Source organism: Microbulbifer sp. CNSA002, assembly GCF_047324085.1.
Taxonomy (GTDB): Bacteria; Pseudomonadota; Gammaproteobacteria; order Pseudomonadales; family Cellvibrionaceae; genus Microbulbifer.
Window position 1 is genome coordinate 1,438,605 of sequence record NZ_CP172449.1, and the last position, 23,152, is coordinate 1,461,756.

The window sequence follows — 23,152 nt, forward strand, 5'->3', positions numbered from 1 at the left end:
TTTAAATACGTGGCAGTGAACCCCAGGCCTTCCCGGTTTGATCCAATGGAACTGAACTTTTGAATCCACGGGGAATTGCTTGGTAAGCAAGCTCACGAGTGGCTCCGGTAAAGCTGGTGTAGTAGCCAAGGCACACCAGGAATTTAAGATTCCTGAAATCTTGCTGTAAGTCTGGGTTAAAGGGGGCTATTCCGGTGTCGAGTGATTCGAGTAGAGCAACCGATTGTTCTGGGGCAAGATGAATAAAGGGGTGTCCATACCGGGTGGTGGCACGCTCATCCAACTCATGTAAGAGCTTTTTGGTTTTTAGCTGGGTCTGCTCTTCTATGCAGTCGGTTAAATAATGATCGATAAATAAATGGCACTCTGTTTCAGCTGCGCCGGGAGTATCCGTTGCGGGTATCAGGTAGGAGCAGATTTTGTGCAGGGTGGTGAGTTGTTCAATAGAGAAGAGCCGTGCCCGGTAGGCGTCAGTTCTTCGCGATTTGAAAAAATTATCTGCTGCCGCAAGAGCTTGCTGCTCTGTACAGGTTAGGGCCAGAGAGGTCCCGCCCACAGTGGCCAGTCCTTGAATAAATTTCCGACGGTTTATCATCCCGGTCTCCTCTTGTTGCTTGAAGAGTTAGTTCTTTTCTAGTGAATCGATACTGGTAGGGAGATTTTGTCTTGGGGGCTTCAGCTCGTCGTCTTGATTTGTGGTGATACCCAAATCTGGACGTACAAATTCAGGTATTACCTAAAGCTATACCCCTTATTTGGGCGGGCTGATGGTGGTTTAGTGGTAATATCTTTCTAGGGAGCCTCTGAATAACTCCGTGATACTTCTGGCATGCAGAGCGGTTCACAATCAAGGCGCGGCTTCGCAGGAATGTCTAGACCTTTCAAGAAGGTAGAAGGGCTATTTGAGTATCAATGGACGCTTTACTATTCAATTTCCACGATATTGTTCTGATAATGACCAGTTATCAGTGCGCTCTTTTTGCACTGTTGTTGTTAGTGATTCGTCGCGAGCGGCGTTTCAGCAACACCTTGTTGGCGCTATTTCTGTTCTCACAAGCCGCTATTCCCCTGGATATCCTGATTAATTTTGGTGAAGGTTTCCGCAGTTGGTCCATTGAGACTTCCCCGAACTTGTTCTTTGTATTTGGCGCAGCCTACTGGTTAGAAGGTCCCCTGTTACTTTGGTATACCCGCTCCTTAACTCGCGAGGGGTTTAGGATTTCCAGGCGAGACCTTTGGTACCTGCTGCCTTTTTTACTGGCAGTCGTGTTTGAATATTTCTCCTACTGGCAATTTGATAGCGAAACCAAGACAGCCATGCTGCGTGGGGAGAATTTAACTACTGGCTCAATGTTCGATCACTTGTTGGGATTGGCTCGTGAATCGCTTCGGGTACTTTTCGGTGTTTTGTGTCTTTTTGAGGTGCGTCGATGCCGCAGGCAGATTCGAGATAATCATTCCAGTATTGAGAAAATTGACCTGACTTGGCTGTTGGTGTTGATCTGGGGCTTCTTGCTGGTTCGTATTTGGGCTCTGATGATTAACCTGGCGGTAGGGTTGGCGCAGGAGTGGCAGCTCCAGTTGGATATTGGAGCGATGGGGCTGTTTAGTAACTACGCCGTATTTGTTTTGGTTAGTGCCATGATCTTCTTTAGTCTCAGTTACTCCTCAATGTTTGAGGGCGATGGGCATAAAGTGGAGAAGTCCGGGGAAGATGTAAGTTCTGATCAGGAACAGGATGCTAATGGGGAGCCTGAGATTGATCTGGAGTTGGCAGCCCAAATTGAAAATTATATGCGGGAAGAAAAGCCTTACTTGGTTCCAGCCCTTACCCTAGAGCAGTTGTCAGGGCAGTTACAGGTATCACGCAGGTTGCTTTCACAGACGATTAATCGTCATTTTCAGTGCAACTTCTTCGAATTTGTAAACCGTTACCGTATAGATGAGGCAAAACGGATGTTGCGGGAGCCGCAAAATGCGGGGCTCACCGTGATGGAGGTAATGTTGTCCTCGGGCTTTAATACCAAGGCTACATTTAACTCCTTTTTTAAGAAAATGGTGGGTATGACGCCGACCGAGTACCGCCGGCTTAATTGCGAAGCCAGGGCTGGCAGTGAGAAGGGTGCTATAGAGCCCAGCTAAAGGGCTCTAGCCGCCTTTGCTGGGTTTGGCAGTATACTTTTGAAAATTTGATTCTGGCTCGACCCCTTGTGAAACCCGTAGACCGCCCTGAAAAACTCCCAACTCTGATAAAGGGGTTGCTAAAGTCCCACCCTGCCAGCGGCCAGCTGTGGGTGGGGTTTTCTGGTGGTCTGGACTCCACTGTTCTCCTGCACCTTCTGGTAACTTGCCAGGTTCCCGTGCGTGCGCTTCATATTCACCATGGCCTGAATGCAAATGCGGACATTTGGCTGGCTCACTGTAAAGAGTTTGCTGAAAATCTGGCGGTACCCTTTACAGCCATCCAGGTTACTGTTGATTACAAAGATGGCGGATTGGAGCAGGGGGCTCGCCGGGCGAGATATGCGGCCTTCAATCAGGTGATGTCCGAAGGTGATCAAATTCTGCTCGGTCACCACGCGGACGACCAAGCTGAGACTTTCCTGCTGCGCTTAATGCGGGGCGCGGGCGTGTTGGGATTGGCCAGCATGTCCGAGAGTCGAACGATCGGAGATAATAAGTACTTACTACGCCCTCTACTCGGAGCGGGGCGAAAAGAGCTAGAGCAGTGGGCTGAGGCTCACGGATTGAGCTGGATTGAAGATGACAGCAATGCGGATGAGGCCCTGGAGCGTAATTTTTTGCGGCATCGAGTTGTGCCACTGCTCAACCAGCGTTGGGGAGTGAGTCGCCAGATCGCTCGGGCAGCGGAGAACCTGAGGGAGTCTGCGGACTTGCTGTCTGAGTTGGCACTTGCTGACCTGGAGGAGGCTGATTTAAAGGTGGGGCGATTTGGCGAAAGTCTGGCCCTGCCTCGCTTCTTCAGCCTTAGCGAGGGGCGCCGTAAAAACCTTATGCGGCATTGGGTATTGGGCCAAGGGGGGCAGCCGCCAGAGTCAACCCTATTAAATCAGGCGCTTTTCCAGGTGACTCATGCGGCAGGGGATGCACAGCTTGAAGTTAATATGGGTGGGCGAGTGGTACGACGTTTTCGGAGTCGTCTTTACCTGACCCCTGAGCTGGCGCCAATTGCCAATAAACCCGATAAAAATTGGTACTGGGATGGCCGCTCTAATCTGGCTCTGCCAGCGGGTGGCATTCTTCGGCCCTCGTCGGATTGGCCAGTGGGCGATTATAGAGTGTGTTATCGCAGAGGGGGAGAGCGTGCGCACCCGGTAAATCGCTCCAGGTCACAAACGCTTAAGAAGCTCTTGCAGGAGTGGGCCCTTGAGCCCTGGCTCAGGGATCGTGTCCCATTGGTATTTTTGGGGGATGATCTGGTGGCTGTCGCGGGGCTCTTTTCATGCAAAGTAGGCTGCGCCATCCCGGATGAACCACCCGGCTGGCGGTTTTTCGATTGAGTGTTAAGGGGGTTTCTGCTACCCTGGCGCCCCGTCTAAAAGGCACCGGGAGAAGCTGGATTATCCGCCCGGGCCAGCCCTGTAAGCTCGACATTCATCGAGCGCTCAACTGACCAAGGTTTTGCATGACGCGCTATATTTTTGTAACTGGTGGCGTGGTTTCCTCGTTGGGGAAAGGTATCGCCTCCGCCTCTTTGGCCGCCATTCTCGAGGCCCGCGGCCTCAAGGTTACCATCCTCAAACTGGACCCCTACATCAACGTAGACCCGGGTACCATGAGTCCCTTCCAGCACGGCGAGGTGTATGTCACCGAGGATGGTGCCGAGACTGACCTGGACCTGGGTCACTACGAACGCTTTATCCGTACCCGGATGTCCAAGCGTAACAACTTCACCACCGGCCGCGTGTACGAAACCGTACTGCGCAAAGAGCGCCGTGGTGACTACTTGGGTGGCACCGTACAGGTGATCCCCCATATTACCGACGAGATCAAGCGCCGCGTTGTAGAAGGTGGCCGCGATGTCGATGTCGCTATTGTTGAAATCGGTGGCACCGTAGGTGATATCGAATCCCAACCGTTCCTGGAATCTGTGCGTCAGCTGCGTGTGGAAATGGGCACCAATCGCGCCCTGTTGATCCACCTGAGCTATGTGCCTTTCCTTGCCACTGCTGGTGAAACCAAGACCAAGCCGACTCAGCACTCTGTTAAAGAGTTGCGTTCTATCGGCTTGCAGCCGGATATTCTGCTGTGCCGTTCCGAGCGTGAGATCGATGAGGACTCCCGCCGCAAGATCGCACTGTTCACCAATGTTGAAGAGCGCGCTGTTGTACCGCTGCCCGATGCCAAGACCATCTACGGCGTACCGCGTCTTCTGCACAGTTACGGCCTCGACGATATCGTTGTGGAAAAACTGCAGCTGGAATGCCAGGCACCAGACCTTTCCGAGTGGGATGAAGTGGTCGATGGCAAGCTGAACCCGCAGCACGAAGTGAAAATTGCCATGGTTGGCAAATACATGGAGTTGCTGGATGCCTATAAGTCCCTGATCGAGTCCCTGACCCATGCGGGTATCAAGCATCGCTGCAAAGTGGATATCGACTTTATCAACGCTGAAGACGTTGAGGGTGAGAACGGCATTGACCTGATCAAGGATGCCGATGCAATCCTGGTTCCCGGTGGGTTTGGTGAGCGCGGTTTAGAGGGCAAGCTTGAATCTGTTCGCTACGCTCGTGAAAACAATATTCCCTACCTGGGCATCTGCCTCGGTTTACAGTCTGTGGTTATCGAGTTCGCGCGCAATGTGCTCGGCCTCGAAGGTGCCAACAGTACTGAATTCAATACTAAAACCCCGCACCCTGTTATTGGCCTGATCACAGAGTGGATCGATAGCGAAGGCAATATCGAGAAGCGCGACGAGCAGTCCGACCTGGGTGGCACCATGCGCTTGGGTGGCCAGGAATGTCGCTTGGCTAAAGACACCAAGGCTCGCGATATCTACGGCGCTGACGTCATTGTAGAGCGCCACCGCCACCGCTATGAAGTGAACAACAACTACGTTGATCGCCTGCAGCAAGCTGGTTTGAAAATTGGCGGCTGGTCTGCAGACGATACCCTGGTAGAAATGGTTGAATTGCCGAACCATCCCTGGTTCGTTGCTTGCCAGTTCCACCCGGAATTTACTTCAACCCCGCGCGACGGCCATCCGCTGTTCGAAAGCTTTGTTGCCGCCGCAATGAAGCAGCGTGAAAACCAGGGTTAATCAGTAATCCGCCCCCGGTCTCTGTGACTGGGGGTGAGATGACAGGGAGCTGACAGTGAAAACAATTGAAGTCGGAAATATTCAGGTCGCCAACGATAAGCCCTTTGCGCTGTTCGGCGGTATGAATGTACTGGAATCCCGCGACCTGGCGATGCAGGTGGCTGAGCACTATGTAAAAGTCACTGAAAAACTGGGTATTCCCTATGTTTTTAAAGCGTCTTTTGACAAGGCCAATCGCTCTTCCATCAATTCCTATCGCGGACCGGGAATGGAAGAAGGCCTGAAGATTTTTCAGGAAATCAAAGATACCTTTAAGGTTCCCTTGATTACCGATGTCCACGAAGTACACCAGGCTGCTCCGGTTGCCGAAGTCGTGGATATTATCCAGCTGCCGGCCTTCCTGGCCCGCCAGACTGATCTGGTCGCCGCTATGGCAGCGACTGGTGCAGTGATCAACGTCAAAAAGCCCCAGTTTATGAGCCCGCCGCAAGTTAAAAATGTGGTGGAGAAATTTGCTGAGTGCGGCAACGAAAACATTCTTTTGTGTGAGCGCGGTGCCTGCTTTGGCTACGACAATCTGGTTGTCGATATGCTGGGCTTTAGCACCATGATCAATGCCTCCGGCGGTGCACCGCTGATTTTTGACGTTACCCACTCACTGCAAATGCGCGATCCTTCCGGTGCTGCCTCTGGTGGTCGCCGTGCGCAGGTCACTGAGCTGGGCCGCGCAGGTTTGGCTATCGGTATTGCCGGCCTGTTCCTGGAAGCACACCCGAATCCAGACAAAGCATTGTGTGATGGCCCCAGTGCATTGCCACTGGAAAAGCTGGAGCCATTCCTGGCGCAGATGAAAGCGGTAGATGACCTGATCAAGGGTTTCGAGCCGCTGGATACGAAATAAGAAAGAGATACTTTTGCGCGCCCTGATTGGGCGCGCGGCACTTTCCCCTCTGCTATTTAGCAAAAAGTGCGTAAAGTCTGATTTACGAAAACCTATTTTCAGTAAGTACCAATACGGAGCCCATTGTAAATGAGCAAGATTGTCGCTGTTAAAGCCTTTGAAGTAATGGATTCTCGCGGTAACCCTACCGTTGAAGCCGATGTAATCCTGGAGGATGGTTCTATTGGCTCCGCCTGCGCTCCCTCCGGTGCCTCCACTGGCTCCCGTGAAGCGCTGGAACTTCGCGATGGCGATAAAAGCCGTTACTTGGGCAAGGGTGTCCTGAAAGCGGTTGAAAATATCAACACTACTATCGCTGACCTGCTCAAGGGTATGGATGCTTCCGATCAGCGCGCCCTGGACAAGGCGATGATTGATGCCGACGGCACTGAAAATAAGGCGAACTTCGGCGCCAACGCTATTTTGGCGGTTTCCCTGGCTGCCGCTAAAGCAGCTGCCGCTTCCAAAAAAATCCCCTTGTACCAGCACATTGCTGAGGTAAACGGCACCCCGGGCGAGTACTCCATGCCGGTGCCGATGATGAATATCCTCAATGGCGGCGAACACGCTGACAACAATGTGGATATTCAGGAATTTATGGTTCAGCCCGTTAAGGCTGAATCTTTTGCCGAAGCTCTGCGCCAAGGTGCTGAGATCTTCCACTCCCTGAAGAAAGTACTGTCCAGCAACAGCCTGAACACTGCAGTTGGCGATGAAGGAGGCTTTGCTCCGAACCTGCCTTCCAACGAAGCAGCGCTGAAAGTGATTGCTGAAGCGGTAGAGAAGGCCGGTTACACCCTGGGTGATGACATTACCCTGGCTCTGGACTGCGCTTCTTCCGAGTTCTATAAAGATGGCAAGTACGATCTGGCTGGCGAAGGCAAGCAGTTCGATAGCGAAGGTTTTGCCAGCTACCTGGCCGATCTGTCCGCCAACTATCCGATCCTGTCTATCGAAGACGGTATGGACGAGAGTGATTGGGACGGTTGGAAAGTACTCACCGATAAAATTGGTGAAAAAGTACAGCTGGTAGGCGACGACCTGTTCGTAACCAACACCAAGATCCTGAAGGAAGGTATCGAGAAAGGTGTCGGTAACTCTATCTTGATCAAGTTCAACCAGATCGGCTCCCTGTCCGAGACTCTGGATGCGATCAAAATGGCTAAAGATGCGGGCTACACCGCTGTGATCTCCCACCGCTCCGGTGAGACCGAAGATACTACTATTGCGGATCTGGCGGTTGCGACTGCTGCTGGTCAAATCAAGACCGGTTCCCTTTGCCGTTCAGACCGCGTAGCCAAGTACAACCGTCTGTTGCGCATCGAAGCTGAGCTGAATGGCTCCGCTCCTTATCGCGGCCGCGCTGAATTCAAGTAATCCATTATTTGAATTAGCGTGCAAGTACTACAAAGAGGGGCTAGCCCCTCTTTGTAGTACTATAAATACGAACAAGCGAAATATCGTAATCTCGTATGAAATGGCTGCTGGCAATACTCACCATTATGCTCCTCGCCACCCAGTACCGACTTTGGGTTGGTGAAGGTAGTCTCGCCGAAGTTACCCGTCTCAAGCGTCAATTAGCCCAACAGCAAGAAAAAAATATCGCGCTGGTGCGGGAAAACCGTCAACTGTTCAGGGAAGTCCGCAGTTTGAAAGTTGGCACTGATGGTGTGGAAGCGAAAGCCCGTTATGACCTGGGACTGATCAAGGAAGGGGAAACACTGTTTATCTTCCTGGATAAGGAAGAGGCTGAAAATTGATTAAGGATTATTGGGTCATTGTACCCGCTGCCGGCGTTGGCAAACGTATGGGGGCTGATCGCCCGAAACAGTACCTGCCATTGCTCGGGCGACCACTGCTATCCCTGACTTTAAAAAATATTCTTGGGTGGCCAGGTTTGGCTGGCGTTGTAGTATCGCTATCGGAGCAGGATACCTACTTCCTTCACCTGAAAGAAGCAAACCACCCCTTGGTACACACCGTTATTGGTGGAGCTGAGAGAGCAGACTCTGTTCAGTCCGCCCTGGATTTCCTGGCGGAGCGAGAAAGCGGCGATACTCCGGTTTTAGTCCACGATGCTGCACGACCTTGTGTGTCTGAGCGCGATATTTGCGCTTTACTCAGTGACGAAGTCTCACCGATGGCACTTTTGGCGCGCCCCGCGAGTGACACATTAAAGCGCAGTCATGTGACTGGCGGTGTAGCCTGTGTGGAAGAAACGGTTGAGCGCGAAAGTATTTGGCTGGCGCAAACCCCGCAACGGGCCCCTCTCAGTACTCTGCACTCTTGCCTTGGTAAAGCCCTGGAACAAGGGGTTGCTGTAACCGATGAAGCCAGTGCACTGGAGTTTTTTGGCCATTCACCGCAATTGGTTGCGGGTGAAAGTGACAATATTAAAGTGACGCACCCCGCCGATATCATAATTGCAGAAACTATTTTACGTCTGCGCTACTCCCCGACCGAGGATAAGCGATAGTGAGTTTTCGAATAGGCCAGGGCTTTGATGTGCACGCATTTGGCCCTGGTGATCATGTAGTGCTCGGAGGGGTACAAATCCCCTATGGGTATGGTTTGGTAGCTCATTCTGATGGGGATGTTTTACTGCACGCCCTATCGGATGCCTTACTGGGTGCTCTGGCCCTGGGAGATATCGGTAAACACTTTCCCGATAACGATGAACAATTTGCCGGAGCGGATAGCAGAAACCTGCTTCGACATGTTGTTGGGTTAATCGATAGTAAAGGGTATCGCCTGGTTAATGCGGATATGACGTTGATTGCCCAGGCCCCCAGAATGGCTCCGCATATCAATGGAATGCGAGTCAATATTGCCGCTGACTGTGGTGTTGATTGCGATGCGATCAGTGTCAAAGCAACCACTACAGAAAAGCTTGGATTTACTGGTCGCGGTGAGGGTATCGCGGCGCAAGCTACTGTTTTATTAGAGCGCAAAGATGTCTGAAGTTTGGAATCTGGATTGGCCCCGAGCGCTTGGGGGTGCGGTAATTTCTGGCGATTTTCGCACAGAATCAGAAGATTTTATTGTCGATGAATTGGCTATGCCACCGGCTGATAAAGATGGTGAGCATGTTTACTTACAGGTTGAAAAGCGCGGGGCAAATACCGCCTGGGTTGCCAAGGAATTGGCGAAGTTAGCTGGGGTGCAAAGCCGGGATGTCAGCTTTTATGGCTTGAAAGACCGACATGCTGTTACCACTCAATGGTTCAGTGTATGGCTCGGACAAAAGCCACAAGCAGACTGGTCGCAAATTAATAGCGATGAGATTTCATTGCTCCAGGCCTTCCGGGGACCACGCAAGTTGCGTCGTGGCGAGCATATGGGGAATCGCTTCAAGATTCGGCTGCGCAATGTAGAAGGTGATCGGGACAAAGCAGAAGAAGTACTTCAGCTGATTCCCAAAGGGGTGCCCAATTACTTCGGTGAACAGCGCTTTGGGATTGATGGCAATAACCTTAGCTTGGCAAAAAACTTAGCTGAAGAAGACGGTCGCTGCCGCAAAAGCGAAAAGGCCTTCGCCATGTCTGCTGCCCGTAGCTGGCTGTTCAATCAGGTTTTGGCTGAACGAGTCAACACCGGAACCTGGCAGAGCCCCCTCGTTGGAGAGCCTGAAGATTACCCAACCGGGCCTCTTTGGGGGCGTGGCAGAAACCTGTCAGCAGATGCCCTGGGGCAGTTGGAGGAGCAAGTGCTGTCTCCGTGGCAGCCTTGGTGCAACTGGCTGGAGCACTGCGGTCTTAGCCAGGAACGCCGGGCCATGATTTTATCCCCGGAGGCGTTTCGCTATGAGTGGGAAGGTGATCATTTAATCGTCGAATTTGCCTTGCCACCGGGTACTTTTGCTACGGCTTTGCTACGGGAGATAGCTCAGCTGGTCAATGTTAAACAGTGCACATAAAATTTGTATTTAGGTGACTGGCGCTGTTGCACAAATCATGGACAAGAAAAGAATATGGATCGCTTGAGACAAGAAGGTCTGGGGATGACTTCCCAGCGAACCCGTAATCGCTTGATCCAGCGATTGCGGGAAGAGGGGATATCCAACGAGGAGGTACTGGATGTAATGGCATCTACACCTCGACACCTCTTTTTGGATGAGGCCCTGGCTATTCGGGCCTATGAAGATACTGCTTTGCCTATAGGGTATGGCCAAACTATTTCCCAGCCATACATTGTCGCCCGTATGACTGAACTCTTACTGAGTAGAGCCAAGTCTCTACACCGGGTTCTGGAAGTGGGTACGGGCTCTGGCTACCAAACGGCCATTCTTGCTCGCTTGGTTGAACAACTTTATTCCGTCGAGCGTGTCGAACCTCTATTGGAAACTGCTCGCCATCGGTTGGGGGAGCTGGGTTACAACAATGTAGAGTACAAGCTCAGCAGTGGGGGCTTTGGTTGGAAAGAAGAGGGTCCTTACGATGCAATCCTGGCTGCGGCCGCACCTGCAATGATTCCTGATGAGCTGCGAGAACAGCTGGCTCCCAATGGAGTTTTGGTAATTCCGGTGGGGGCTGAGCAGCAATACCTGACGATGGTGACTCGTCGTGAGGATAGTAATAAGTTTGATGTGGAAAAGTTGGAAGCGGTACGTTTCGTGCCTTTACTCGGTGGCGTGGTTCGATGAGATTTACTGAGGTTCTAAAAAGTCGCTACCCCGGAGTACTTCTGCGGGGAATGGCAATGGGGGCTGCCGATGTGGTGCCCGGTGTTTCCGGGGGAACTATTGCCTTTATTACCGGCATCTACCAGGAGCTTTTGGACTCCCTCAGTCGAATAGGCCCGCATTGTATTACAGTGTGGCGGAAGGAGGGGTTTCTATCCACTTGGCGCTATATTAATGGGAGCTTTCTTCTCTCTCTTTTCCTTGGGGTATTGTTGAGCGTTTTTAGCTTGGCCCACCTGATTAGTGGCTTACTGCAAAATTATCCAATTGTTGTGTGGTCTTTCTTTTTCGGTTTGGTTCTCGCTTCCATTGTTCCCATTGTGAGAAATATCCCCCGGTGGTCGCCATCTGTTTTGGTTTTTCTCACACTGGGTATTGCGCTTGCAGTAACAGTGAGCGAGATGCGGCCTTCGGAGATACCGGCAACTCCATTTACGCTGTTTTTATCAGGTGCTTTGGCAATATGTGCGATGGCACTGCCGGGAATTTCCGGCGCTTTCCTGCTGTTATTAATCGGGATATACCCCAAGGTTTTAGCTGCAGTTCATGAACTCCAAATTTCAAACCTATTGTGCTTTGCGGCGGGGGCGGCAATAGGGCTGATGCTCTTCAGTCGCTTGTTGTCTTGGCTGATGCACAAATATGTAGCCAGGACATTGGCATTTCTTGCCGGGGTTTTGTTGGGTAGTTTGAAGATTATTTGGCCCTGGAAACTGCCAATGTCTGGGGAAATCGAAGCATCAAGCAAATTGGCCCCTTTGCTATCCAACACTTCTCCGCTAACTTATGTCGAGCAAACCGGCGACAGTGCTCATTTGGGGGGCGCAATTGTTGCGGCTCTAGTGGCGGCGCTCTTAGTTCTCGCTGTAGACTTCTTTGGCAAGGTGCACAGAGAGAAGTCTTGCGCCACTCCGCAATAAGATCTGGAAAATCTCGGTATGGCAGCGTTTTATCAAACTTTTCCAGAGATTTTTGGAGCTTTTCTTTAGACACTTTTTCCATAAATGCCGTGGTCTGATGTAAAAAGAGAATAATGGAATGTCATCTTTTGCAACCTCTTGAGCGCCGATGTTGGCGGAACAAACTCCCTAAAATCGGTCATTGTTTGTGGGGGGTGTTTAAAATATTAGGCTTGCTGGTTCTGCTGCAGGCCGTTTCCTCCTGTTCCAGCCATAAGGCTCCCTCAAGCTCCCTACGCCAGCCCCCGAGTATCAAAATTACCCACCACACGGTCGGTAAAGGGGATACCCTCTATTCGATAGCCTGGCGTTACGGTAAGGATTTTCGCCAATTGGCGGCGATAAATGGCATCCGCTCCCCTTATCAAATATATCCTGGGCAGAGAATCAGGCTGACGGGCTCAGTGCCAACCAAGAGCACCGCTAGTGCGCAAAAGAAGCAAAAAGCGCCAGTCACAAAAGCTAAACCGAAAACAACACAAACGACCACTGCTAAAAAATCTTTAACACCAAGCCCAAAGCGCCAATCAACAGCATCTCGCCGGAGCGGATCGGTCAACTGGCGCTGGCCCGCCAAGGGGAAAGTGATTAGTCACTTCCGCTCTGGGGACCCATTGCGTAAGGGAGTTGATATCGCGGGTGAAAAGGGTGAGTCTGTACTGGCAGCGGCTGATGGCACCGTGATCTACGCAGGAAGCGCCTTGAGAGGTTATGGAAAGCTGCTGATCGTCAAGCACAATGAGGTTTACCTCAGTGCCTATGCACACAATCACCGGTTGCTCGTAAAGGAGGGCAGCAGGGTAAAGGCGGGGCAAAGGATAGCGGAACTGGGTTCGAGTGGTACCGACCGCAACAAGCTCCACTTTGAGATTCGCAAAAACGGTCAGCCAGTAGACCCTCTTGCCTACTTACCGTAAGTTCACGGCCGCAGTAAAGCTCTGCAAATAAAAATGGACTTTTAACTAGTACCACTTGAGGTAGTCACTGTAATCGTGGCCATCCCAGGGTCAGCCGATTCAGTGGCTGTCGCCACATACCTGCGGCATTGATAGTTGTGTTATCAATGTCCGAGTGTGTTGTGCGGCTGAAATTGGCAAAGTACAAGGAGCAGGGGAAATGGAAGCACAACGGCAAGACCAGTCTATGGCTGGCCAGGCAGAAGACTTTCCTCCTGAGTTAGACGTTGAAAATGATGAGCAGAAATTAGGTTCAACTGAAGCAGGTGTTAGTCGCACGCGGAAATCTGCGGCTAAAAAGAGTTCCGCACCCTCCCAGGCAGAGAAAAGTAGAGTTTGTAGATTGGATGGCGATGGCCATTTGCAGAAAAATCTCGACGCTACTCAACTCTATCTCAATGAAATTGGATTCTCCCCCCTATTGACCGCAGAAGAAGAGGTGTATTACGCGCGCAAGGCTTTGCGTGGAGATGCTGCGGCAAGAAAACGAATGATCGAGAGCAATCTTCGCCTTGTTGTAAAGATTGCTCGCCGCTACGTTAGCCGAGGTTTGGCACTGCTGGACCTTATTGAGGAAGGCAATCTGGGCCTGATTCGAGCAGTTGAGAAGTTTGATCCAGAGAGAGGTTTTCGCTTTTCCACTTACGCCACCTGGTGGATACGTCAGACGATAGAACGGGCCATAATGAATCAGACCCGGACCATACGCCTGCCCATCCATGTCGTGAAAGAGTTAAACGTGTACTTGCGTGCATCTCGAGAGTTGGCGCAAAAGCTGGATCACGAGCCATCTGCAGAAGAAATTGCCACCCTCCTTGAGAAGCCAGTCGAAGATGTCGAGCGTATGCTGGGGCTCAATGAGCGGGTTACTTCTGTAGATACTCCCATTGGGCCCTCTTCTGAGAAGACCTTGGTAGATACCATCCCCGATCAGCAGGAATCTGACCCAGCAGAGCTTTTACAGGACAGGGACCTTTTTGACAGCATCAACCGCTGGTTGGGAGAGTTACCTGACAAGCAGTGTGAAGTGGTCTCTAGGCGGTTTGGTTTGCGCGGTTTTGAAGCGAGCACCCTGGAAGAAGTAGGGCGTGAAATCGGTCTCACCAGGGAGCGGGTCAGGCAGATACAGGTGGATGCACTGAAACGTTTAAGAGAGGTTATGGAGAAGCAGGGGCTCGACGGGCATTCACTATTTGGCAATTTGTAGCCTCTACTCCTTGATAATACCCCACTGCCAGTTTCTGGCTGTGGGGTTTTTTATCATCTCTTCTTACTGAGCTGAAGTCTTCGGGCTATGAGTTACTTCCTTACCCAGCGTCCCAGGTTGTCCTGGTAGTATTCTCCGGGTGACAAGCGGGCTTCCAACTTTTCAGCGGCGCGTGTTGCCACTTGGGCTATATCAATTTTATTGCGTTCAGCGATTCGAGCGTAAGCAGCTTTTCGCTTGGCATTCACTTCTTTGACCAGTTTTTCCAGTTCTGGTGAGCTGGCATCTACGATAGCGATGTATCCGCTATTGGCTTCACCAACCAGGCCCTTACTTTTGGCTTCATTCAGGGAAATTGCCATTGCAGGCAGGGCGATTAATAAGCTCAGTGCCAAAAAGGCTTTCATTAATGTCTTCATATTTGCCTCCTTAGAAAATCCCTTCCTTGTCTTCAAACAGGTTGTCCAGGTCCTTGTCGACCTTGACCCGAATTTCATGCTCAATTTTCACATTCAGGTTTACTGTAATTGGCTCACTGGGAGCCTTTACCGCTACAGTGGGTGTACACCCTGTAGCAACCATAGCGTATAGCAGCCCCATAGGAATCAGTCGGCTGGCTTTCATCTGACACTCCTCACAGTACCTCTTTGGTACCCTTTTACTTTTTGTACCTAGCCCGTGTTACCTGCCTGGTTCAGCAGGTGAGTTGGATGCCGGCAGACCCAAGTATTTTATTGAGTCAACCTTAACCGGTGATGAACCAAGCAGGCTTGTACATACCAATAAAGGCTACTTCACTCCTGACCTATTGGTCCAGCTGCTTTTCCAGGGTTTCAGTCAAATCACGACTGGCTTGCAATGAGCGCAGCATATCTGGGATATTGTTTTCAAGGTTCAGGTTGATCACCAGGTCTCGATCAGAATCGATAGCCTCACTTCGACCAACCAGCTTTAGCTGTAGTTGGAGATCTCCGCTGGCTGGATAGTCTATGCTGCCTTCCAGTGTTTGAAACTCATAATCTTCCAGTGCATTGGCTATCAACTTAAGTTGGGGGTTGCTTGCCAGCATCTGCGGAGAAAAGGCTCCGTAGTAGCGTAAGCGTCCGCCTGGAGCTTCACCCTGAAGGTGGCCGGCTTCCACAGTGATACCCTCAGGTCCCGTTACAATGGGGATTTCCAAATTAATTAGCCCGCTGGCCTCAAAGTTCTCTGAGTCCGTCTCCTGAGCTAAAGCCTTTAGAGAAATACCTTGTGCATGTACAATGCTTTTTCGAGTCTCTTCAGCGAGATTCCAAATAAGGGCTGATGAAGTAACCTTGCCTTGCAAAAAATCAGCAGAAAAATTATGCAATGTAATATCTTTCTGTTTGTCCAGTTGCAGTGATAACTGGATATTTTTCACTGGTAAGCCCGCGTTAATAGATTCTATCGATAGTGGGTATGGTGTAGGTGTGATCCAGTGCCCATCTTCGTTTTCTACTTTTAGATCTCCACTGATTCCGGTGGCAAAACTATCTTTATAGGTTGCTGCAATATCGTCCAATAAAACATGGATACTATCTTTGGACTGGGAGGGCAAAGACACAGAACCACCGGCAGAAAGTCTGCCCGAGACGATATTGAGGGGAAGGCCCTGGATCGTATCGTTTAGAGAGCGATCCGTACTAAAGGTCACTTCAGGAACGGAAAATTCAACTCCACCTGAGGATTTTGATAAGTCGTAAGAGCCGCTTAAATCAATTTTAATTGCACCTGCTTTAATTTGACTATGACTTGTTAGCTTATTGTGTTGCAGGGATAGCTTGCCTTTGGCTGAAGAGTTAACCTTGTACTTTTCCGGTGTCTCAATCTCTAAATTGTTACTATTAAATTCACTGTCCAGCGCTGTAGCACCATTTTTGATAGTAACAATACTATCAAGAAAATTGAGGTCTCCAGAAAGGGAAAATTGCTCGGTGTTGATAATTCCAAACTGACTGCTTATTTCTGGGAGAGTACAGATTGTAGGTTCTGTTACTTCGCAGTGTACTGTTGGTATATCTAAGTTTACTCTGTCAGCCTCCAATGTTTTGGTTGTTATTTTTTCTCCAGATACTTTAATGTTCTCTAGAGTGAATTTTTGACCTTTAAGATTGCTTTCAATCTTTGCCTTGGCCGTTGAACTTAGATTGGTAACTGCTAATTCTCTGGCCCGCTCATAAAGTTGGGATACTTTTGTCTTCAGCTCAAAGTTACAGGCACTGATATCAGAGAAGTGACATTGTATGTCGCTAGCGGTTAACTGTACTGTCGAGTCCCCATTGGAGCCTTGTATCGTTGCAGTTAGAGATCCTTGTTCGATCTTAATATCTCTTTGGTTGGGATTGGTCAGGTCACCTGTAATGGAGATAAGATCTTTAATGCTTGCCTGTATCTTGCTCTGATGTAATCCAGTAGTAATTAAAGGAGAGTTTTTTCCTGAAGTGGAAGCTGAAATATCCAATTGAATAGTTTGGTTTGGTATCAATTCTAATTGAAAGCTATTTACTTCTGGAGAGTTAATATTGTTAAGCGAACTTAGTTGAAGTTTACCCTTAAATGTCACATCTCCATTAACACTATCAATAGGTAGTGCTGGCAAGTGTCTGAGATATAGGGGGGAATTAACTATAGTATTTGCACTTGTTAGATGAAAAGTACCTTCGATATCTAATTCGGGAGATGTCGCCGATGTGCTCGAGCTAAAGTCCGCACTTAATAGCGGGGTATTGGTGTTTTTATCAGTATCTAAAGCTATATCAAGCTCGCCACTCCCCTTGATATGTCGAGGTTTAAATGGAAATAGTGATTCAAGTGTTATTTTTATTGGATTACTTATAGATAATTGGGCTTCTATATTGGAGTTTAGTTGAGCGTATGGGATTGTGGCCTTTAGATCATTGCCATTAAGTTGAATGTCAATTTCTCGGTAGCTTGAAATGGATAGCAGATTGTCTGGCAAGCTAATTGCGGTGGTAGCTATAATTTTGCCTGATACTGTCGGCTTAGTTGTGGAGCTAGCTTTAGGTTCAAATATCTCTATCAGTGGGGCTATAGATTCCAGCTCTGATACAAGTTCACTGTTTAAAATCCATGTGTCAGTTTCTAGTTTAGCAATAGTTATATCAGCTTCAGACAGAATCTTTGAGTTATTAGTTAGTATTCTGGGTTTTAGTTTGATTTCTGACAAACCTAAAAAAGCCTCAAAATATAAATTAAGCTCGCCAAACTGGGGGTGTTTAAGGGGAGTTTCGGCATGAATTTTTGTGCTGTCGCGAGCTATATTTAGTGGGCCGCCAATCAATTGGCCATCGAGTACTATTTGCTTAACGGATATCTTGCCTGGCAAAAAGCGGGTTAGACTTTGGCTTAGGGCTCTTAACGATAATGTATTACTTGTCTTGATATTATTTTCCGGGAGCTGCTCGTCGATATGGGCTTTGGTAACGATATCTTCAGCTTCCATGCTCCTGGTTAGCTTCTCTATTGACAGTTCAATTTTTTGAGTGTTATCTCGGTCATAAATAATATGGAAAGGATAGACAATTTTTACTCCCTGAAGGAGGATAATACTATTTACATTGGACTTTAGGCGAACTTCCTGGATGGAAACTTCTTTAAAACCCAGTCGTAGTCCTGTCAGCTCCTGAATAACTACCTCTCCTGAGAAAATATTGATTAGCTGAGAAGCAACGATATCCTTTTTCCACCAGCTAGCTGCTATGAGCGCAGCTAAAAAACAAGATAGGGTTATGATGGATATACGGAGTTTACGCACACTGAACCTCGGAGTTCCCGCAAGAGATTAGCTCAAACTTAAATCTATTATTCGTTACAAAAGGGCGGAGTAGGAATACTTTAATCCCTTACTTCTACCTTATGGCGAGTTTACCAGATTGGATAATTATACTGGCTGAAATTTCTCACCATGTTGGTCAGTATCTACTGTGCTGTGGGGTAGGGCAGACAGTAAGTGCTCTATATGGGTATATAATCGACCACTATTATATAGCTTTAATCTATTTAAGGTGATGCACTGATAGTTTTTGCCTTCTCCATCGCTGTTACCTCTGTGCTTGTGGAGGCAGACGTGCCAAGAGTGCCGGTGGGCAAGGCTGCAAGGGCAAGTATTAATCTAACTTATCTATGCGTGGCACCAATCGCGCTGGGAAGCTATAGTCCGGTTTTTAACTTGGGTGATAAATAGTATTAGCCCGGGTAACGATATTGTTGGTCCAATTAATCGAATTCATACTGCCCCGGAAGGGCATAGAATGACTGAAGGTGTTTCAATAATGAAAGATAGCCAGCCAAAGACCATTTACCTGAAAGACTATCAAGTACCAGATTACTTGGTGGATGCTACTGATCTACATTTTGAGCTGGAACCCAAGGCAACTTTGGTCAAATCTCGTTTGAATATTCGCAGAAATCCGCAAGCGGGTGCAGGGCTGCCGCCTTTAGTGCTGGATGGTGTCGAGCTGGAATTACTTTCGGTTTCTTTGGATGGAGTTTTGTTGTCTACATCTGATTATCAGGTTCTACCTGAGGGCCTGTCTATCCCTGTAGAGAAACCAGAATTTCTGCTGGAAATCCGCAATCGGATAAATCCGGAGGAAAACACATCTCTAGAGGGATTATATCTCTCTAATGGTATGTATTGCACTCAATGTGAAGCTGAAGGATTTAGAAAAATTACTTTCTATCCTGACCGGCCGGATGTTATGTCCAAATTTACCACCACCATCGTTGCGCCGATGGACCACCCAGTACTACTTTCAAATGGCAATGAAGTTGAAAGGGGTAGATATGAAGATGGTCGTCAGTTTGTAACTTGGGAAGATCCATTCGCCAAGCCGGCTTACTTATTTGCGTTGGTAGGCGGGGACTTGGAGCATGTGGAAGATAGCTTCACAACAGCCTCTGGTAGAAAGGTTAAGTTACAGATCTTTACGGAAGCGAAAAATATTGGGAAGTGTGATCATGCTATGCGCTCACTTAAAAATGCGATGCGTTGGGATGAGGAAACTTACGGAAAGGAATATGACCTAGATATCTTTATGATTGTTGCTGTTGATCATTTCAATATGGGAGCTATGGAAAACAAAGGATTGAATATTTTCAATTCGGCCTGTGTGCTCGCTAGCCCAGAAACAGCAACGGATTCAGCTTTTCAGCGGATTGAGTCTATTGTAGGACATGAGTATTTTCACAACTGGTCCGGCAATCGGGTTACTTGCCGGGATTGGTTTCAGTTGAGTCTGAAGGAAGGTTTTACCGTATTTCGTGATGCGGAGTTCTCCGCTGATCTTAATTCCCGAGCGGTTAAGCGTATTGAAGATGTATCCCTTTTGCGTACTACCCAGTTTGCTGAAGATGCCGGCCCTATGGCCCATCCTATCAGGCCAGATTCTTATATAGAAATTTCAAACTTTTACACTCTGACAATTTATGAAAAGGGTGCGGAAGTTGTACGGATGATTCATACACTCTTAGGTGCAGAAGGGTTCCGCAAAGGAAGTGACTTGTACTTTCAGCAGCACGATGGTTGCGCGGTAACCTGTGAAGATTTCGTCAAGGCGATGGAAGATGCTAACAAGGTTGAACTGAAGCAATTCCGCAACTGGTACAGCCAAGCAGGCACGCCGATACTTGACGTGACAGATAGCTTTAATGAAACTGATGGCACTTATAGTCTAACTATTCGCCAGTCTTGCCCTTCATCGCCAGGTCAGGAAGAGAAGTTACCTTTCCACTTACCAATAAGAATTGGATTGCTGGGGGCTGATGGCGCAGAGCTTGTACTCAATGAGCAGGGTGATACTGAAACTGTTTTACAGTTAACAGAAGATGAGCAATCTTTTGAGTTTTCCGGGCTTGCGGAGAAGCCTTTACCCTCATTGCTGCGAGGCTTCTCCGCTCCAGTAAAAATAAGGTACAACTATAGTAATGAGCAGCTTCAATTTTTAATGAGGAAGGATAAGGACACGTTTAACCGCTGGGATGCAAGTCAGCGCCTAGCATTAAATGCTTTGTGTGAGCTTCAGGTGGCTTTTCGTAAAGGTGAGGAACTACAGGTACAACCAAGTTTAATTAGTGCTTTTAAAGAGGTTTTAGAGGATGTTGATCTCGATCTAGCGCTGGTCGCAGAGATCTTGCAATTGCCCAGTGAGCAGTTTATCGCTGAAGAGTCATCATCTATTGATGCGGAAGCAATAATTGTTGCGAGGGAATTTGTAAAGAAGGTAATTGCAGGTGAATTATTTGATGAATTTCGCAAGCGCTATCTAGAATTGAATACCACAAAGCCCTATAGCCCGAATGCGTTAGATATTGCGCAAAGACGACTTAAAAATACCTGTTTATCCTATATCTGCATAACAGAAACTGAGGAGGCGTTAGATATAGCCCAGGTTCAGTTTGAGAGCGCTAGTAATATGACAGATAGTGCGGCGGCTCTCGCTGTTATTATTAATCATGCACCGGAAGACCGAGCCGGGGGGTTGATTGAACAATTTTATGAGCGCTGGAAAACCGATACTCAAGTAGTAGAACTATGGCTGGGTCAGCAGAGTTGTAGTCCCAAGCGCGGTACATTGGAAAATATTCGTGCACTTATGGATCACCCTGCTTTTGAAATGAAAAACCCCAATAAAGTAAGGTCTGTAATAGGTGGTTTTGCTAATCGTAATTTTAAGCAATTCCATAAGAGCGATGGTAGCGGGTTTGAGTTTGTTGCCGATCAGGTTCTGGCCTTGGACAAGCTAAATCCACAAATTTCAGCAAGGCTGGTTATACCGATCACACGTTGGAAAAAGTACTCTGGTAGCCTGGGTGAGAAGATGAAAGTTGCCCTGCAAAGGGTTGCTGATTCGGGAGACCTATCTAAGGATTTGTTTGAGGTAGTCAGCAAAAGCTTGATTTAAAATAAATGCCCGCTTGGGGTATGCTGCACATACCCCATTTTCTTATAGAATTTTGTTTTCTTTTTCTTCGCCTAGCTGGACTAAATGTAGCTTGTTTCCATCATTTTTTAGCTCAGTGATTGAAGTGTAATCGGGCCTAAATTGTTGTACTTTTTGGTGGTTTCGGATATGTGCAACAACTGAATTGATGACCATAAAATGGCAGAAGATAAAGGTGTCCTCTGAAAGACTTTCCAAATACCTGATTATGCCATCGCGCCAACCTTTTTGTTCTCTGTCGCAGGGGTCCCACTCTCCAGTAAGTAATGTTCGTAACCAGGTTAGGCGTTGAGCTTTGGGTATTTCCTCTGGTGTAGGTATTTCCGTCACTGCATTTTCAATTACAACCTCTATATCCCAAACTTCGGCCAAGGGCTTTGCTGTTTGCTGTGCACGGAGTTTGGGGCTGCTTATTAATTGAACTTTCTCGAGAGAGGAAAGTTTTAGGGCTAGCTCTTCTGCCTGCTTGTAACCTTCGTCTGTGAGTATTGGATCGGGGATGTGCTCCCCTTTCGCTGCTTCTCCATGCCTGATTAAAAAAATTCTTGCCATCTATGCCAACCTAAAGATAACCATTCAACCTATCGTCGGGTATATGTTGCCATAAACTGAGAAGCTCTGGTGAGTTAAACGCCCTGGCTGAGGGATGATTGCCAAATCGCTTACTGTGTTTTCCTGAAAACTCTGGCCAATCATTGCCGGGTTTCCCTGTTTCAGCAAAATTCAGCCAAGCTTGTTGCATTGAGGCACTTAATAAATGGGGGTTTTCTTCAGCGCCATATAGTGTTTTCAAGGACTGATCGCTATGGGTTCCAAATACATAGCCAAGCTCAACGGCGTGACAGGCCCCTAGTAAAGGCTGTGCAGCGAGAGGTTGTGCAAAGTGATAGTGATAGTTTTCCCCCTGATGACTTTGTAGGTGTCTCAACCCTGGCAAGGTGAATACCATATCAGTGAGCAAGAGGTTCCAGGCTCGGCTCCATTCTGGCCAGGGGTTGTCTGTCATTTTTTTTGCTAGTTGATAGTAATGTCTGAGTAGGGGCTTTAACTCGGACTCTGGGATAAGCCATTCCAAATGAGTGCATATTTGCCGGTAGTCCATGTTAAAGCTTTCAGGGTTTATTGCGCTGAAGAGATTCCATTCCTCCAAATTGTTCCCTAACAAAAGGGATGTTTGGTGTGTCGGGGAGAGCTTTTTTTCAGGGGAAAAAAGTTCCCTGTCTGCGACAGGTTTAAATGGCAGTTGCCCCCATTTTGCTGTCATAGACGTGTCAGAGAGTATTGCTTTTTGGGTTTTCAGAAGAAGTTTGGTTGGACAATTTTGTAGTGAGATGCCACCAGAGATTTCCTCAAATTGCTGAATGAAAGTCTTACCAACATGGTTGGCGCTTTGCTGGGAGTGGGAGGCTCTTGGGTGCCCACTTTGGACAATTGCACGCCGTATAAGTCCTTTACATTGTGGAGCTTCAAGTAAGGAGGCAATACTCATTGCCCCAGCTGATTCGCCGAAAAGAGTGATATTGTTTGGATCTCCGCCAAATGCTGAGATATTTTTTCGAACCCATTGTATGGCGGCTATTTGATCTAAAAGCCCTTCATTGCCGGTTGATGGTATATCACTAATATCCTTTAGGCGTAGAAATCCCAGTGCGCCTAAACGGTAGTTTATAGTGACAACAATTGTCCGACCGCTAGCTGCCAAGTATTTACCATTGTAAATTTCTTGGCATCCTGATCCCATGTAAAAAGAGCCGCCATGAACCCAAAACATTACTGGCAGCTTTTTTCCTTGCGACATTGCGGGAGAGAATACATTCAAATAGAGGCATTCCTCCCTTTCAGGAAGATTCCCGTTTTGATCTCGAACTTCCATTAGGGCGGATGAGTTTTGCGCTGCTGGTGAACCAAAGCTATGCGCTTGGAAAGGATTTTTCCAGCGGTCCAACTCTTGTGGAGGTAGCCAACGTAAATTCCCTACAGGAGGGAGAGCGTAGGGAATACCCAAGAATTTATATACGCCAGTTTCTTCATCTGTGGTTCCGATGATTGGCCCGGCAAGCGTATCAACAACGGGTGTAGGTTTTTTGTTTAAGTGCCTGCCAATTTCCGGGTCTGTAGTCATTTGTAACTTCCTAATCTTGCTGA

The 23,152-nt window shown here is 48.4% G+C and carries 20 protein-coding genes; 14 read left to right on the top strand and 6 right to left on the bottom strand.

Features of this window, described 5'->3' with window-relative positions; all coding sequences use genetic code 11:
* Window position 1: 1 nt before the first annotated feature.
* Window positions 2–595, bottom strand: a complete 594-nt coding sequence (locus ACG1BZ_RS06370) for a gluconate 2-dehydrogenase subunit 3 family protein (RefSeq protein WP_413664885.1) — start codon at window positions 593–595, stop codon at window positions 2–4.
* A 317-nt stretch (window positions 596–912) separates the two neighbouring features.
* Here ACG1BZ_RS06370 and ACG1BZ_RS06375 point away from each other — a divergent pair, with 317 nt between their 5' ends.
* The 13 genes from ACG1BZ_RS06375 (at window position 913) to rpoS (ending at window position 14,024) form a co-directional block, all read left to right on the top strand.
* Window positions 913–2,142: a helix-turn-helix domain-containing protein gene (locus tag ACG1BZ_RS06375; protein ID WP_413664886.1), complete on the top strand. Its 1,230-nt coding sequence runs from the start codon at window positions 913–915 to the stop codon at window positions 2,140–2,142.
* Window positions 2,143–2,210: 68 nt separating this feature from the next.
* Window positions 2,211–3,521: a tRNA lysidine(34) synthetase TilS gene (gene tilS / locus ACG1BZ_RS06380; RefSeq protein WP_413664887.1), complete on the top strand. Its 1,311-nt coding sequence runs from the start codon at window positions 2,211–2,213 to the stop codon at window positions 3,519–3,521.
* 125 nt (window positions 3,522–3,646) lie between these two features.
* Window positions 3,647–5,281, top strand: coding sequence for a CTP synthase (locus tag ACG1BZ_RS06385; protein ID WP_252085084.1), 1,635 nt, complete (start codon window positions 3,647–3,649; stop codon window positions 5,279–5,281).
* Window positions 5,282–5,336: 55 nt separating this feature from the next.
* On the top strand, window positions 5,337–6,182 hold the full coding sequence (gene kdsA, locus ACG1BZ_RS06390) for a 3-deoxy-8-phosphooctulonate synthase (protein ID WP_413664888.1): 846 nt from the start codon (window positions 5,337–5,339) through the stop codon (window positions 6,180–6,182).
* 129 nt (window positions 6,183–6,311) lie between these two features.
* Window positions 6,312–7,598: a phosphopyruvate hydratase gene (gene eno / locus ACG1BZ_RS06395; RefSeq protein WP_282931805.1), complete on the top strand. Its 1,287-nt coding sequence runs from the start codon at window positions 6,312–6,314 to the stop codon at window positions 7,596–7,598.
* A gap of 95 nt (window positions 7,599–7,693) precedes the next feature.
* Window positions 7,694–7,981 carry a septum formation initiator family protein gene (locus tag ACG1BZ_RS06400; protein ID WP_282931806.1) on the top strand — a complete coding sequence of 96 codons (288 nt, stop codon included), beginning with the start codon at window positions 7,694–7,696 and terminating at the stop codon, window positions 7,979–7,981.
* Entirely contained in the window at window positions 7,978–8,697 is a 720-nt protein-coding gene (gene ispD, locus ACG1BZ_RS06405) for a 2-C-methyl-D-erythritol 4-phosphate cytidylyltransferase (RefSeq protein ID WP_413664889.1), read from the top strand. Before ACG1BZ_RS06400 ends, ispD begins: the two co-directional genes overlap by 4 nt.
* Window positions 8,697–9,182, top strand: a complete 486-nt coding sequence (ispF, locus tag ACG1BZ_RS06410) for a 2-C-methyl-D-erythritol 2,4-cyclodiphosphate synthase (RefSeq protein ID WP_413664890.1) — start codon at window positions 8,697–8,699, stop codon at window positions 9,180–9,182. Before ispD ends, ispF begins: the two co-directional genes overlap by 1 nt.
* Window positions 9,175–10,137: a tRNA pseudouridine(13) synthase TruD gene (truD, locus tag ACG1BZ_RS06415; protein ID WP_413664891.1), complete on the top strand. Its 963-nt coding sequence runs from the start codon at window positions 9,175–9,177 to the stop codon at window positions 10,135–10,137. The genes ispF and truD overlap by 8 nt, the downstream gene beginning before the upstream one ends.
* 54 nt (window positions 10,138–10,191) lie before the next feature.
* A complete protein-coding gene (locus tag ACG1BZ_RS06420; RefSeq protein ID WP_413664892.1) occupies window positions 10,192–10,863 on the top strand; it encodes a protein-L-isoaspartate(D-aspartate) O-methyltransferase in 672 nt (223 codons plus the stop codon).
* Window positions 10,860–11,822, top strand: coding sequence for a DUF368 domain-containing protein (locus tag ACG1BZ_RS06425; protein WP_413664893.1), 963 nt, complete (start codon window positions 10,860–10,862; stop codon window positions 11,820–11,822). The genes ACG1BZ_RS06420 and ACG1BZ_RS06425 overlap by 4 nt, the downstream gene beginning before the upstream one ends.
* A 194-nt stretch (window positions 11,823–12,016) precedes the next feature.
* Window positions 12,017–12,778, top strand: coding sequence for a peptidoglycan DD-metalloendopeptidase family protein (locus ACG1BZ_RS06430; RefSeq protein ID WP_413664894.1), 762 nt, complete (start codon window positions 12,017–12,019; stop codon window positions 12,776–12,778).
* Window positions 12,779–12,977: 199 nt separating this feature from the next.
* Window positions 12,978–14,024 (top strand): RNA polymerase sigma factor RpoS, encoded by a 1,047-nt coding sequence (rpoS, locus tag ACG1BZ_RS06435; RefSeq protein WP_413664895.1) that lies wholly within the window; start codon window positions 12,978–12,980, stop codon window positions 14,022–14,024.
* A 92-nt stretch (window positions 14,025–14,116) separates the two neighbouring features.
* Here the strand turns inward: rpoS and ACG1BZ_RS06440 are convergent, their stop codons facing one another.
* The 3 genes from ACG1BZ_RS06440 to ACG1BZ_RS06450 form a co-directional block, all read right to left on the bottom strand.
* Window positions 14,117–14,443: a YdbL family protein gene (locus tag ACG1BZ_RS06440; protein ID WP_282931814.1), complete on the bottom strand. Its 327-nt coding sequence runs from the start codon at window positions 14,441–14,443 to the stop codon at window positions 14,117–14,119.
* Between the two features lie 10 nt (window positions 14,444–14,453).
* Window positions 14,454–14,648 carry a YnbE family lipoprotein gene (locus tag ACG1BZ_RS06445; protein ID WP_282931815.1) on the bottom strand — a complete coding sequence of 65 codons (195 nt, stop codon included), beginning with the start codon at window positions 14,646–14,648 and terminating at the stop codon, window positions 14,454–14,456.
* A gap of 181 nt (window positions 14,649–14,829) precedes the next feature.
* Complete coding sequence (locus ACG1BZ_RS06450) at window positions 14,830–17,820, bottom strand: intermembrane phospholipid transport protein YdbH family protein (protein ID WP_413664896.1); 2,991 nt, start codon at window positions 17,818–17,820, stop codon at window positions 14,830–14,832.
* A 496-nt stretch (window positions 17,821–18,316) separates the two neighbouring features.
* Here ACG1BZ_RS06450 and pepN point away from each other — a divergent pair, with 496 nt between their 5' ends.
* Window positions 18,317–20,968 carry an aminopeptidase N gene (gene pepN / locus ACG1BZ_RS06455; protein ID WP_413664897.1) on the top strand — a complete coding sequence of 884 codons (2,652 nt, stop codon included), beginning with the start codon at window positions 18,317–18,319 and terminating at the stop codon, window positions 20,966–20,968.
* Between the two features lie 42 nt (window positions 20,969–21,010).
* On the opposite strand, the gene ACG1BZ_RS06460 is transcribed toward pepN, so the two are convergent.
* Both ACG1BZ_RS06460 and ACG1BZ_RS06465 read right to left on the bottom strand, forming a co-directional pair.
* Entirely contained in the window at window positions 21,011–21,559 is a 549-nt protein-coding gene (locus ACG1BZ_RS06460) for a histidine phosphatase family protein (RefSeq protein WP_413664898.1), read from the bottom strand.
* Between the two features lie 10 nt (window positions 21,560–21,569).
* Window positions 21,570–23,129, bottom strand: a complete 1,560-nt coding sequence (locus ACG1BZ_RS06465) for a carboxylesterase/lipase family protein (protein ID WP_413664899.1) — start codon at window positions 23,127–23,129, stop codon at window positions 21,570–21,572.
* Between the last annotated feature and the right edge of the window lie 23 nt (window positions 23,130–23,152).

Excerpts from the sequence above, each read along its gene's own strand:
- ACG1BZ_RS06460 (WP_413664898.1), bottom strand. The coding sequence starts at position 21,559 with ATGGCAAGAATTTTTTTAATCAGGCATGGAGAAGCAGCGAAAGGGGAG.
- ACG1BZ_RS06420 (WP_413664892.1), top strand. The coding sequence starts at position 10,192 with ATGGATCGCTTGAGACAAGAAGGTCTGGGGATGACTTCCCAGCGAACC.
- ACG1BZ_RS06385 (WP_252085084.1), top strand. The coding sequence starts at position 3,647 with ATGACGCGCTATATTTTTGTAACTGGTGGCGTGGTTTCCTCGTTGGGG.
- ACG1BZ_RS06445 (WP_282931815.1), bottom strand. The coding sequence starts at position 14,648 with ATGAAAGCCAGCCGACTGATTCCTATGGGGCTGCTATACGCTATGGTT.
- eno (WP_282931805.1), top strand. The coding sequence starts at position 6,312 with ATGAGCAAGATTGTCGCTGTTAAAGCCTTTGAAGTAATGGATTCTCGC.
- ACG1BZ_RS06425 (WP_413664893.1), top strand. The coding sequence starts at position 10,860 with ATGAGATTTACTGAGGTTCTAAAAAGTCGCTACCCCGGAGTACTTCTG.
- pepN (WP_413664897.1), top strand. The coding sequence starts at position 18,317 with ATGACTGAAGGTGTTTCAATAATGAAAGATAGCCAGCCAAAGACCATT.
- ACG1BZ_RS06370 (WP_413664885.1), bottom strand. The coding sequence starts at position 595 with ATGATAAACCGTCGGAAATTTATTCAAGGACTGGCCACTGTGGGCGGG.
- rpoS (WP_413664895.1), top strand. The coding sequence starts at position 12,978 with ATGGAAGCACAACGGCAAGACCAGTCTATGGCTGGCCAGGCAGAAGAC.
- ACG1BZ_RS06440 (WP_282931814.1), bottom strand. The coding sequence starts at position 14,443 with ATGAAGACATTAATGAAAGCCTTTTTGGCACTGAGCTTATTAATCGCC.
- truD (WP_413664891.1), top strand. The coding sequence starts at position 9,175 with ATGTCTGAAGTTTGGAATCTGGATTGGCCCCGAGCGCTTGGGGGTGCG.
- ACG1BZ_RS06465 (WP_413664899.1), bottom strand. The coding sequence starts at position 23,129 with ATGACTACAGACCCGGAAATTGGCAGGCACTTAAACAAAAAACCTACA.
- ACG1BZ_RS06400 (WP_282931806.1), top strand. The coding sequence starts at position 7,694 with ATGAAATGGCTGCTGGCAATACTCACCATTATGCTCCTCGCCACCCAG.
- ACG1BZ_RS06375 (WP_413664886.1), top strand. The coding sequence starts at position 913 with ATGGACGCTTTACTATTCAATTTCCACGATATTGTTCTGATAATGACC.